Here is a 12655-nt window from a genome sequence, read left to right as displayed (position 1 = left end):
AATGGAAACACACGAGGAAATTGACATGCGTATTTCGAATTTTGTGAAACTTTTGACATGTGCTGCGGCCCTCCAGCTTGGTGCTGGTGCCGCCATGGCAGACGATACGAAAAGCCCTTGGCAAGTGCGGGTGCGTCTGATTGATGTCGTGCCGGATGAGAGCAGCACCACATCCATCGGCGGACAGGCCAATGTGGACAACAGCTTGGTGCCTGAACTGGACATCAGCTACTACTGGACCAAAAACTGGTCCACAGAACTGATCCTGGCCACCAGCAAGCACAATGTGACGGCCACAGGCACCGCGCTCGGTGACCTGAGCCTTGGCGATACCTGGGCACTGCCGCCAACCATGCTGATGCAGTATCACTTCAATGCAGACGGTACGATGCGGCCTTACCTGGGTGCCGGTGTGAACTACACCTTCTTCTATAACGCTGATGCTGGCGACGTTGACAGCATCGACTATGAAAACGGCTTTGGACTTGCTCTACAGGCGGGCGTCGATATCGACGTAACCGACGAGTGGTTCCTGAACCTGGACGTGAAGAAGCTGTGGTTGAACACTGACGTCAGCATCAATGGTGGTGCAGTGACAGCAGACGTGGACCTCGACCCATGGGTGCTTGGCGTGGGCTTCGGCTACCGATTCTAAGCAGCAAGCAATGATCCATTAAAAAATCAGCCGCTCCAGAAATGGGGCGGCTGAGTTTTATGCGCAAGTCAGGAAACGCTTAGGCGACCTGCGCGTGTCTCTTCGGGCTGTCGGTCAGATAGCTGTCGAACGCGGCACAAACCAGGCGCACAGCTTGCTGTGCCTCGCGCGGGATGCGGATCATACCCTGGTTCAAGCTGACAAGACCTTCCCCTTTCAAGCCCTGCAACCGTTCGATTGCCTCATCAAAAAGGCCGATATCCACACCGTTTTCTTCGCAGAAGCTGATCAGATCCAGTTCGAAATAGCACATGAGATGTTCGATAATCTGGCGGCGGATACGGTCGTCGTCTGAAATCGCCTTGCCTTTGGCAGTAGGCAGGTCGCCAGCATCCAGCATCGCAAAATAACTGTGTGTGGCGGGTGTGTTTTGGGCATATCCCTGCGGCAGGGAACTGATGGCTGACGCTCCGAAACCAATCAAGGTGCTTGCCGCATCCGTGGTGTAGCCCTGAAAGTTGCGCTTGAGCGTGCCGGCTTCAAGCGCCTTGGCCATCGAGTCACGCGGCAGGACAAAATGGTCCAGCCCCACAGCAACATAGCCGCGGTGTTCAAGGTGATGTTTGGCGGCGTCAAACTGCTTCAGGCGCGCTGGGCCGTCGGGCAGTGTGCCTTCGTCAATCAGGCGCATGTGCTTTTTCATCCAGGGCACATGGGCATAGCCAAACAGGGAAATCCGGTCTGCCCCCAGGGCAGAGGCGAAATCGACATTTTCCTTCAGGAGGTCTTCCGTCTGGTGCGGCAGGCCATACAGAAGATCCATGTTGATGCTTTTGATGCCATATGCTTTCAGGAGGTTCACTGCATCATAGATCACATGGAAAGGTTGGCGGCGGTTGATTGCCACCTGTACGTCTTCATGAAAATCCTGCACACCCAGGCTGGCGCGGGTGACACCGGCCAGCGCATAGGCGGCCACTTTGGCCTCCGTAATCTCCCGTGGGTCCAGCTCTATTGCAATCTCTGCATCCTTGGCTAACGAGAAATGGGACCGGATTGTCGCCATCAGGCGTTCGAAATCAGTGGGCTTCAGCATGGAAGGCGACCCGCCGCCGAAATGGATGTGCCTGACTGTCTGGTCGCCCGAAAGCCGACCCGAGACCATCTCGATTTCCTTGAAAAGATAGTCGAGATACCGGTCCACCGGTGAGTAGCGCTTCGTGGCCTTGGTGTTGCAGCCGCAGTACCAGCACATTTTCCGGCAGAAGGGGATGTGGAAATAAAGCGACAGGTCAGCGTCACTATCAAGCGCTTCAAGCCAGCCCGCGACCGTGCTACCCGTTACCGCTTCGGAGAAATGAGGGGCGGTCGGGTAGCTTGTATAGCGGGGCACCTGCCGGTTGCGTTTCAACAGCGATTCTTGCAGGGTCTCTCGATCATGCATTACGGGCTTCTCCAGTCTTTTGTCCAAAAAAAGCTATAGCCCTTCCGCCGTGTTCTCCATTTGACGAAAATCAACTACGGCGCCATTTTTTTATGATTATTTGGCAGGGGAGTGACAGTTGGAGGGTCTCAGTGTCCAAGCGTGGAAATGCCGATGCTTATGATGGGCTGCTAGAACAGTATCTGGAAATCTGCAACAGGGCGATGGAGCAGAACCGGGACCGGTTCCCCTATAGCCAGATTTGGGAGGCGGGGGAGCAGGCGCTTTCAGGCCGTGCGGTTGAGCTTGCGGTGGTTGATGACGCGCCCAAGGCCCACAAGTGTGTGACGCTCGAAGCCTGCAAGATCAACAGCGAGCCGAACGGCAAGGCGGCAGAGGACCCGCCTGTTATGCGACTGAGTGCCAGCTATCTTGAGGACGTGGTCGCCCATCCCGATAAATATATCGAAAACCCGTCGTTGATTGATTGGGACTGGCTGACAATCCGCAAATAATTGCCTGGAATAGACCGTTAGCTGTGCAAATCCCTGCAGGGAAATTCGTTAGAGCATGCACTGCACACATACCCCGACAGTTCATCAAGGTCTGAAATCGTAACCACTGACCCTTTGATTGCCAGTGTGGTTTCTGTACGGAGCTTGTTTAGCGCCCGCGAAAAAGTCTCTGATTTCATGCCAAGGCGTGCTGCAATCAATGACTTGTCATAAGGCAGTGTCAGCGTAAGCGGCATTGGGACGTCAGGGTTACACAGGCGCAAAAGGAAACAGCCAATGCGCTGCGATGCATTTTGCAGGGTCAGGCTTTCGATCTCGCGCGACTGGCGTTTGCGGTGACGCGACAAGGACCCAAGCATGGCAAGCGCCGTCTTATGGTCGTCTGTGATGGCTTGCTTCAGAAGGCTGCTGGGCAGCCGGATGGCCGTCACAGGTTCCACGGCTGCGGCGCCAAAGCTGTGGATGCCGTCTTCAAGGATGGCCGAGTCGCCAATCAGATGGCCGTTCGAAACCATGTCGATCACGGCTTCATCACCGTCCATGGTTTCTGTAAACAGCTTCACCCAACCGGAAAGGATCAAATAGAACCATTCAGATTCGTCATCCTGCAGGAACAGGATGCTGCCTTTGCTCAGGGTCTGCATTTGTGCAGCCTGAATGAAAGTCGCGCGCAGTTCCGGTGCCATGCCGCGAAACAGGGGCTGACTTTCCAGATGTGCCGCAATCGGTGCTTCGTCCCGGTATGCAGTGGCGATTTGAGCCATGATATCCTCTTTTATTCGTCTCGCACGTTCCAGATGCGAACGAAGACTATATCACTGAAAAACATACTTGCTATCAATGTGACACTTTGGCACGGGATGGTGGAATCAAGCAAGGGGCGCTATTCGTCGGCTTGATTTTCGATATGCGCCAGTAATTCCTCAGGTTTTACCGTGGTCGTTTCTTCGTTGGGGCTGAATTTAAGCACCACCGTGGGCAAAATGCTCAGCTCAAGCTCAATGCTGGAAAAGTGGAAGCGCTTGAATTTCAGCTTGCTTCGGGCAGCGCTGGCGCGAAACAGTGAGCTGAGAATCGTATTGATCAGCTTCTTGTCTCGGGTTTCCTCGAGGAGCGCGGCCTTTTCTTCTTCGCTGATCATCTCTCTCAGGTTCAGGTGCGGCACGATCTTGGGGTCCAGCCCCAGGCCAACTTCAATCTCAGTCACGTCATAGCCCGCGCGCTCAATATATGGCAGCGCTTCGTTGAAATTTTGGGCGGTTTTCCCAAGCGTGTCGCCGCTGAAGTTCTTGAGGCCACTGAGGCTGGCGCTATAGGCTTCGCTCGCGCTTGTCGTCCAGCTGTGGCCCGGTTTGCGGCCTAGGAGCGCTTGGCGCATTTCTTCAAGCACTTCCGGCAGGCGTTTGGTCATGGTTCATCCCTCACTGTTTTCGTTTTCCAGAGTATGCTGGCAGTGCGATCATGAGGCAAGGGCCGCTCTGCTCAGTCGTTATTGACAGCGCTGTCTTCTGGGTATAGGACTCGAGGTAGGCAGTCATGACAAAGTCAGGCTGACGCATAATAGTGCTTTCAAAATAAACAAAGACCCACGCCCCTGGGCAAAGCACACCAGTATTTTTTGGGAAGGTATACCGGATGCCGCGGCCAGACAGCCGCGTCCGTTGCCGGTTAACAGTGAGGGGCATTTTCATGCATCGTAACCTATCAGCGCTCCTGATTCTCGTGTTTGGGCTGGCCTCTGCCGCCTGGGCAGGGACTGCAAGCGTTTCATCGCCGGACGGCAAGCTCACCGTGGTTCTGGAAGCAGGTGCGGACGGCGCCTTTTACCGGATCGACCGAGGTGGCAAGGCCGTGGTCGCGCCGTCGAAGCTTGGCTTCACTTTCCGTGGCCAGGCGCCGTTTTCTGAAGACCTTGCGGTCACGGACAGCAGCACCAGCAGCTTCGATGAGACCTGGGAGCAGCCGTGGGGCGAGCGTCAGTTTGTACGCAACCAGTATAACGAACTTCGGGCCACAGTCGCTGAAGCTGGCGGCGCGAAGCGCTTCGTAACCCTGGTGTTCCGGCTTTATGATGACGGCCTTGGTTTCCGTTATGAAGGCGACTTCGGCAAGGCAGAGATCATGGATGAGCTGACAGAAATTTCTGTCGCGGAGCCATCGACCGCCTGGTGGATCCCGTCGCGCGAGTTTAACCGGTATGAATATATCTACCGGGAAACACCGCTTGATGAAGTGACGATCGCCCACACGCCGATCACGTTCCGCACAGAATCCGGCCTCTATGTCAGCCTGCATGAAGCGGCGCTCCTGGATTACTCCGGCATGTCGCTGTTGCGCACAGACGGTCAGACCTTCAAGGCCGATCTGTCGCCCTGGGCGGATGGCGCCAAGGTGAAGCTGGATGGTACGTTCAAGACGCCCTGGCGGACGCTGCAGATCAGCGAAGCAGCCACCGGGCTACTGGATTCGAACCTGATACTGAACCTGAATGAGCCGAATAAACTGGGTGACGTGTCCTGGGTAGAGCCAGGCAAATATGTCGGCATCTGGTGGGGCATGCATCTGGCGGTCAATACCTGGGGGTCCGGCCCCAAGCATGGGGCGACCACCGAAGAGACCATGAAATATCTGGATTTCGCCTCGAAATATGGCTTCAAGGGCGTGCTGGTTGAAGGCTGGAATATCGGCTGGGACGGGGACTGGTTCAACAATTGGAACCTGATGAATTTCACCGAAGCCTACCCGGATTTCGATTTCCCGAAACTGTCGGCTTACGCCAAGGAGCGCGGCGTGCGCATCATTGGCCACCATGAAACATCGGGCGGCGTGACCAATTATGAAAACCAGATGGAAGCTGCGTTCGACCTTTATGAAGAAATGGGCGTGCGGCAGGTGAAAACCGGCTATGTGGCTGACGCAGGCGAGATCGCGCGCGAAGAGGATGGCAAGGTCTTCTTCGAGTGGCATGACGGCCAGTGGATGTCCCGTCACCATGAAAAGGTTCTGGTGGAAGCGGCCAAGCGCAAGATTTCCATCAACTCGCACGAACCCATCAAGGACACGGGCCTCCGCCGTACATACCCTAACTGGATTTCACGCGAAGGCGCACGCGGCATGGAATATAACGCCTGGGGCAGCCCGCCGAACCCGCCATCGCACACGGCCACCATTCCGTTCACGCGGATGCTGTCTGGCCCAATGGATTTCACGCCGGGCATCTTTGATCTTCACTATGAGGAAGAGCAACCGGACAATCGGGTTCAGACCACACTTGCCAAACAGCTGGCGCTCTATGTGGTGATCTACAGCCCGATCCAGATGGCGGCGGACCTGCCGGAAAACTATGAAGCGCGCATGGATGCATTCCAGTTTATCCGCGATGTGCCCACGGACTGGTCTGAAAGCAAGGCGCTGACGGGGGATATCGGCAAGCATGCCACCTTCGCCCGCAAGGAACGCGGCGGGGACGACTGGTTCCTGGGTAGCGTGACCAATGAAGACGCCCGCACGCTTGAGATTTCGCTCGATTTCCTCGACGCGGGCCGCACCTATGAAGCGCAGATCTACCGCGACGGTGATGATGCGGATTGGGACACCAACCCCTATGCCATGGTGATCGAGAAGAAGCAGGTTACGGCGGCTGATAGCATGAAGCTGCCGCTCGCGGCTGGTGGCGGCATCGCCATCCGCTTCAAAGCGCTTTAAGCCCAGCAGCATCATATTGATGCGAAAGCCGGCTTCTGCCACACTGCATTTCAGTGGAGGCAGGGGCCGGTTTTCTTTTGGCCCCTGAAGGAAATCAGGGGGAACTATGCCGGATTGCATTTTGGCGATGGATCAGGGCACGACCAGCAGTCGCGCCATCGTGTTTGACCTTAAGGGCGACATTATTGCGGTCAGCCAGCAGGAGTTTCGCCAGATTTTCCCGGCGGACGGCTGGGTTGAACATGACGCGAATGAGATCTGGGACACGAGCCTCAAGACAGCCCAGGCGGCATTCACGGAGGCGGAAGCCAAGGGCTACACCGTCAAAGCCATTGGTATCACCAACCAGCGTGAGACGTCTGTCTTGTGGGAACGGGACGGGGTAAAGCCGGTCCACAACGCCATTGTCTGGCAGGACCGGCGGACAGCAAACGTGTGCCGCAGTCTGAAGGATGCCGGGCATAAAGCGGAAATACAGGACAAGACAGGCCTGTTGCTGGACCCGTATTTTTCCGCCACCAAACTTGCCTGGCTGCTGGACAATGTCTCTGGCGCGCGGAAAGCCGCTGACGCTGGCACGCTGGCGTGGGGTACGATCGACAGTTTCCTGATCGCCAAGCTGACGGGCGGCAAGCGCCATGTCACGGACGCCACCAATGCCAGCCGTACAAGCCTTTTCAACATCCGCACGCAAGAGTGGGACGACAGCCTGCTGAAGATATTTGGGGTACCCGAAAGCGTGCTGCCGGACGTGCTGGATAGCTGCGCGGACTTTGGCGAAACCACCCCAGACCTGTTCGGTCGCGCTATCCCGATCCTGGGTGTGGCTGGCGACCAGCAAGCCGCCACCGTGGGCCAGTGCTGTTTTGATGAAGGCGCCATCAAAAGCACCTACGGCACGGGCTGCTTCGTGCTGATGAACACTGGCAAAAGCTTTGTCCCGTCGAAAAACCGGCTGTTGACCACCGTTGCCTACCGAATAGGGGGCGAAACGACCTATGCTCTTGAAGGCTCCATCTTTATCGCGGGGGCTGCCGTTCAGTGGCTCAGGGACGGTATCAAAATACTGGATCACGCGCGTGATAGCGAAGCGCTGGCCAGACAGGCCGCGGATGATCATGGTGTCTATATGGTGCCCGCCTTCACAGGCCTCGGCGCGCCATACTGGGACCCGGACGTGCGCGCGGCCCTTTTCGGCATGACACGCGGCACAGGACGGGCGGAAGTTGTGCGCGCCACGCTTGAAAGCGTGTGTTTCCAGACCCACGACTTGTTTAGTGCCATGGCGGAAGACGGTATCAGCCCGACGGTGTTGCGGGTGGACGGCGGTATGGTCGCCAATGACTGGATGGCCCAGCGGCTCGCGGACCTGCTGGCGCTCCCGGTCGACCGGCCGAAGGTGATGGAAACAACAGCGCTCGGCGCGGCCTATCTGGCGGGGCTTCAGGCGGGTCTTTATTCAGGGTTCAACGACCTGACGGCTCAGTGGCAGTGCGAGCAGCGATTTGATCCTGATAGCGGGTTTGAAGGGCGAGGCAAGATGCTGGCCAAATGGCACAAGGCGGTAGCAGCCGCGCGGTCTTTCGCTTAGCGTTCGCGTACAGCCAGCCAGGCTGCCAGCGCTGCCTGTTCGGTCTGGTTCAGCCTGAGGCCAAGCTTGGACCGGCGCCACAGGATGTCATCCGCTGTATGGGCCCATTCCTCGCGCACCAGATAACTGACCTCGGCTTCATAGAGGCCTTCGCCGAAATGAATGCCCATGCCGTCAAGGCCCGCAATGCCTTCCAGCAGTTTTTCGATGCGGGTGCCATAGGCATTGCACATGCGGTCCACAATGCTACCATCCAGCCAGTTAAAGCGCGTGCGCATCTCCGCCTTGAAATGTTTGAGCGCCTTGGCAGGGGTGACATCTTCCGGCAGATTGCCGCCCGGTAGCGGGGTATAGCCTGTCCAGTCATCCAGGGAGATCGGCAGGTAGGGCGCAAGCTTTTCCATGGCTTCTTCCGCCAGGCAGCGGTACGTGGTGATTTTGCCTCCGAACACGGACAAGAGCGGCAGCGTGTCCTCGCGCACATCCAGGTCCAGATGATAATCACGGGTGGTGGCAGACGGGTTCACCTGGCCGTCGTCATAGAGCGGGCGGATGCCGGCATATGACCAGACAACGTCTTCTGGCCGGATGGCTTTGTCAAAATATTCACCTGCGGCGGCGCATAGATAAGCCACTTCATCCTTGCTGGCACTGACCTTTGCCGGGTCGCCCGAAAACGGCACATCGGTGGTGCCGATCAGGGTATATTTATCCTCGTATGGGATCGCGAAAATCACACGCTTGTCCGGGTTCTGGAAGGTGTAGCACTGCGGTCCGTCATAAAGCGCGGGCACCACGATATGGCTGCCCTTCACCAGCCGCGCGTGGCTGTGGGCGTTCTCTGACATGATGCAACTCAGCAGGGTTTTCTCAACCCATGGGCCGGCGGCGTTTACCAGGGCATCTGCTTGAAATTCAATGATTTTCCCGTCAGGCGCTTCCACGCGGATGCGCCAGTCCCGGTCTTCGCGCACAGCGTCCAGGAAGCGGTGGCGGTTGAGGATGGTGGCACCGCGGCGTTTGGCGGCCAGGGCATTGGCAACCACGAGCCGGGCATCGTCGACCCAGCAATCGGAATACTCGAACCCCTTTTTGAAGTGGCCCTTGAGGGGCGCGCCTTTCGGGTCTTTCCTCAGGTTCAGGCTTTTGGTCTTCCGAAGCAGTTTTCGGCCGCCCAGATGGTCATAGAGAAACAGCCCGAGCCGCAGGATAAAGGCGGGCCGGAGGCCGCTGTGGTGCGGCAGGATGAACCTGAGTGGGCGCACGAGGTGCGGCGCCATGCGCCAGAGTGTCTCCCGTTCCTGCAGCGATTCCCGAACCAGCCGGAACTCATAATGCTCGAGATACCGAAGGCCGCCATGGATCAGTTTTGAGCTCGCGGAAGACGTTCCGGCGGCGAAATCCGTCTGTTCCACCAGCACGGTATTAAGCCCGCGGCCGGCTGCATCTCGGGCAATGCCCGTGCCATTAATCCCGCCCCCGATTACGAACAGGTCGCAGCGGGTGGTCTCAATTCCTAAAGTCATTGCCGGCACCGCCTTCCGCCATCCACGGGGATAACGGTGGACCAGCCATTGGGTTTGGTCAAGGACAGCACGCCCTGGAGGGGCGCGCCGTCACTGCTATCACTTTGGCGGATAAGGAGTTTTGCGCTAAGCGTCGGGGCCACGAAGGCCTGGCTGCGCGGCAGGGTGGCCGTCACCAGGTCGCTGGAGCTTTCCGTGCGCCGGAGACTGACTTGGCGGCCCTCCAGGATCATGGTGACATCATTGTCGGACTGGGCGAAAAACGGGGCTTCAGCTGGGGCGCCGTCTTCCGGGCGCGGGCGCAAGACCAATGCACATTGACCGGGCCATACAGACAGATGGTGCGCACTCAGGCTGCCGGTGGTCAGCACCTGCGCCTTGGGCGCCTGCAAGGGTTTGGCGCCATAAGCGCCGCATCCGCCAAGCAGGAATATCAGAATAGCTGATACCGCACGCACCGAAACTGTCTCCCCTTTGGTGGCCGGAAGTTGTGATGCCACCTCAATCTGATTTAGGGCAACATGAGCAAAGGCGAAGCCCAAGATCAAGCCTCTTGCGGCAAAAGGGCACATTTTGTCGCACGGTCGTGCCCTTATGGCACAAAAGGGCACACCCATAGGGCCCAAAAGTGCCCCACAGGCCGGGCCGTGGCCGGTGGGGCGAACTGAAGGCATGATCCGTCGGCTAGAAGGTCGGGCCGGAAACTTCCAGTTTGTAATTCTCAGGCGGGGTGGCCCCCATCAGGTGGCGGGTGAAAAAGTCCCACCGGCGTCGCTGGAAATAGGGCACGTCATCCAGGAAGTGGCCAGCGCCGGGTACGATCAGCAGGTCGAAATCCTTATTGGCTTCAATCAGCGCACCCACCAGCTGCATCGTGGCGATGGGGTTGACGTTATCGTCCATCTCGCCGTGCGCCAGCATCAGCTTGCCCTGAAGCCGTTCCAGCCCAAACAGGTTCGAGTTGGCATCATAATGCGCGCCGCCTTCAGCCCCCATCCATTGTTCGTTCCACACGGCCTTGTCCAGCCGGTGGTCATGATTGCCGCTGGCGGCGACAGCTACCTTGTAAAACTCCGGGTGCTCGATCAGCGCCCGCATGGCGTCATAGCCGCCGGCGGAGAAGCCGTAGATGCCAACCCGGTCCAGATCCAGATAGCCGAAGCGGTCCTGCAGCTGTTTCATGGTCGCGATATGGTCATCGAAGCCTGCGGGCCCCAAATTGTTCTGTGCGGCCTTGAGGAAGGCGTGGCTGCGCTTGTTGGTGCCGCGGCCATCTACCTGGATCACGACAAACCCCAGCTGTGCCATCGAAATGGCGGTGTTGCGGGTGGCCCGGTCGAAGGATTTCTTCGCCATCACATAGTGCGGACCGCGGTAGACATTGTCGATCACCGGATAGGCTTTAGACGGGTCAAACCCGGCCGGGCGGTAGATGACACCATAGATGTCTGTCTTGCCGTCGGCTGCCTTGGCCTTGAACGGCTCGGGCAGGGGAATGCCAGCGGCATTGAGGCCACGCACATCCGCTTCCTCCAGCGTCATCAAAATCTCGCCCGAGGCGCCATCCCTGAGCACCGTTTTCGTTGGCAGGTCGGCGCGGCTCATGTTGTCGACGATATAGTTGCCGTCCGGCGAAACGCTGGCGCCGTGATCGGCGGGCTCAGGCGTCAAGAGCGTGAGGCCAGACCCGTCCCTGTTCACCCGGTAGAGGTGCCTGAGGTAAGGATCGCGACCCTTCTCCCGCCCGGCGGCGAAAATATGCAGGGGCTCGCCCGCGTCGCCCGCCCGTGCGATATAGCGGAATCGCCAGTCGCCTGACGTAACCGGATTGGTTTTGCCAGTCGCCGGGTCATAGCGCACCAGGTGGGCCCAGCCGCCCCGGTTCGACATCCAGAAATGTTCGCCGGTCTCAACTACCGGGTCCCACCGGTGGGCATAATAATCGACAAAATCGTCGGCCGTTTCATCAATCAGCACACGGTGCTTGGCGGTGGCCCCGTCCAGTTCGATCAGCTTCAGGCTTTTGTAGCCGCGCGCGGGCACCCGGATGTAGGCGCTTTGGCTGTCATCCATCCAGCCCAGCCACGGGCCGCCATAATAGAGCTCAGGGAAGGCCGGTAGGTCTGATTTCACGAGGCTGCCGTCTGCCACGGTGCCCACATAAAGCGTGGCCATGGGCACGTTTTCATCCAGCGACAGCGGGTAGGGGTAAGTGACCGCGCGTGGGCGGGCGGCGCGCTCAGGCGTGCTTTCCACCAGCGTCAGGGTGCCGGTGGTGCGGCAGTCGATCCGGTAGGTGACAAAGCGGCTGCTGTCCGGCGCCCAATAGACATCGGCTGCCATATCGCCTTCCGGCGGGGCCAATAGCTCAGACGGCGTCGGCATCGGCTCGCCGTAGCCATTGCAGGCCGCGCCGTCTGATGTCAGCGGTTGGTCTGCGCCGGTCTCCAGGTTTCTGAGCACCAGATTATGATCCACGCGCAAGACACGATGCTTGCCGTCAGGCGATGTGCCAGGCTCGGGCGTGTCGTCTTCAAGTTCGGTCAGGGTGCCGGTCTCGCGGTCCAGGCTGAAGCGCTTGTCCTGCCAACTGAACTCAAGGCTCCGGCCATCGCTGGCCAGTTTGCTGATGGCAACCCCGATATCTGTTGCCGTCACCGGTTCATCACTGAGCGCGCCCAGCTTGGCGGCCAGGGCCGTGTGGTCAAACAGCGGCGTTTGCAACCTGAAGGCCGGGTCCACCAGGATGAATTCATGGCCATCTGCCGTGTCGCGCTTGTACCAGAACAGGTTGCCGTCCTTGGCCCAGTGCACGTCAATGCGGGCATTCTTCACCAGCTTGGCCATATTCTGCGGCAGGGCATCCCGCGCGCGGTCATAGTCCGCCGCCGTCAGCTGGCGCGGGGCGGTGGGTGCACCGGGGGTGTCGATAGCGGCGGCGGCGATCAAAAGGCCGGCGCTTGCGGCCAGCACGAGGCCGCGGAATAGGGGTTTCAAGGGGGCACTCATAGGGGGCTGCCTTCCGGTTGTCGGGCCGTGGATCGGCCCTGTTGTTTCCTCCTGCGCGGCATCGGCTGCATGCGCTTGGCGCAAAATTTTTCTAACTTTCGGTGCCGCAGTCTTGACCATAATAAAATAAAATATATTGTATACAATCTATTTTTGATTCTCTGCGCTGGCTTGGGAGGGCCGTGAGGATCAGGGGCGCGGGTGCTGCGGTGGTGCCTGCGCCGAAGGGGA

10 protein-coding genes are annotated in these 12655 nt (G+C 58.6%); 4 read left to right on the top strand and 6 right to left on the bottom strand.

The genetic code is table 11. The annotated features are described in order from the left end of the window. Window positions 1–25 precede the first annotated feature (25 nt). Window positions 26–655 (top strand): OmpW/AlkL family protein, encoded by a 630-nt coding sequence (locus KORLAC_RS06580; protein ID WP_068304697.1) that lies wholly within the window; start codon window positions 26–28, stop codon window positions 653–655. 79 nt (window positions 656–734) lie between these two features. Here the strand turns inward: KORLAC_RS06580 and hemN are convergent, their stop codons facing one another. Next, entirely contained in the window at window positions 735–2099 is a 1365-nt protein-coding gene (gene hemN, locus KORLAC_RS06575; protein ID WP_068304590.1) for an oxygen-independent coproporphyrinogen III oxidase, read from the bottom strand. 131 nt (window positions 2100–2230) lie between these two features. Here hemN and KORLAC_RS06570 point away from each other — a divergent pair, with 131 nt between their 5' ends. Next, window positions 2231–2593 carry a hypothetical protein gene (locus KORLAC_RS06570; RefSeq protein ID WP_068304589.1) on the top strand — a complete coding sequence of 121 codons (363 nt, stop codon included), beginning with the start codon at window positions 2231–2233 and terminating at the stop codon, window positions 2591–2593. A 17-nt stretch (window positions 2594–2610) separates the two neighbouring features. On the opposite strand, the gene KORLAC_RS06565 is transcribed toward KORLAC_RS06570, so the two are convergent. Both KORLAC_RS06565 and KORLAC_RS06560 read right to left on the bottom strand, forming a co-directional pair. After that, window positions 2611–3357: a Crp/Fnr family transcriptional regulator gene (locus KORLAC_RS06565; RefSeq protein WP_068304587.1), complete on the bottom strand. Its 747-nt coding sequence runs from the start codon at window positions 3355–3357 to the stop codon at window positions 2611–2613. 119 nt (window positions 3358–3476) lie between these two features. Next, the gene (locus tag KORLAC_RS06560) at window positions 3477–4004 is read right to left on the bottom strand and encodes a hypothetical protein (protein ID WP_068304586.1); all 528 of its coding nucleotides are present in this window, start codon (window positions 4002–4004) and stop codon (window positions 3477–3479) included. A gap of 224 nt (window positions 4005–4228) precedes the next feature. Between KORLAC_RS06560 and KORLAC_RS06550 the strand changes: the two genes are divergently transcribed. Both KORLAC_RS06550 and glpK read left to right on the top strand, forming a co-directional pair. Beyond that, the gene (locus tag KORLAC_RS06550; RefSeq protein ID WP_082714537.1) at window positions 4229–6298 is read left to right on the top strand and encodes a glycoside hydrolase family 97 protein; all 2070 of its coding nucleotides are present in this window, start codon (window positions 4229–4231) and stop codon (window positions 6296–6298) included. A 106-nt stretch (window positions 6299–6404) separates the two neighbouring features. Then, the gene (gene glpK, locus KORLAC_RS06545; protein ID WP_068304582.1) at window positions 6405–7889 is read left to right on the top strand and encodes a glycerol kinase GlpK; all 1485 of its coding nucleotides are present in this window, start codon (window positions 6405–6407) and stop codon (window positions 7887–7889) included. Here the strand turns inward: glpK and glpD are convergent. The 3 genes from glpD to KORLAC_RS06530 form a co-directional block, all read right to left on the bottom strand. After that, window positions 7886–9415 (bottom strand): glycerol-3-phosphate dehydrogenase, encoded by a 1530-nt coding sequence (glpD, locus tag KORLAC_RS06540; protein WP_068304581.1) that lies wholly within the window; start codon window positions 9413–9415, stop codon window positions 7886–7888. The two genes, glpK and glpD, sit on opposite strands and share 4 nt — an antisense overlap. Beyond that, window positions 9412–9873: a hypothetical protein gene (locus KORLAC_RS06535; RefSeq protein ID WP_139167543.1), complete on the bottom strand. Its 462-nt coding sequence runs from the start codon at window positions 9871–9873 to the stop codon at window positions 9412–9414. The genes glpD and KORLAC_RS06535 overlap by 4 nt, the downstream gene beginning before the upstream one ends. Before the next feature lie 226 nt (window positions 9874–10099). Then, window positions 10100–12412 (bottom strand): S9 family peptidase, encoded by a 2313-nt coding sequence (locus KORLAC_RS06530; RefSeq protein ID WP_160328606.1) that lies wholly within the window; start codon window positions 12410–12412, stop codon window positions 10100–10102. Window positions 12413–12655 lie beyond the last annotated feature (243 nt).

The organism is Kordiimonas lacus, assembly GCF_001550055.1.
GTDB classification, from domain to species: domain Bacteria; phylum Pseudomonadota; class Alphaproteobacteria; order Sphingomonadales; family Kordiimonadaceae; genus Kordiimonas; species Kordiimonas lacus.
The sequence above is the reverse complement of the archived record's forward strand: the minus strand, read 5'-3'. Positions and strand labels throughout refer to the sequence as shown.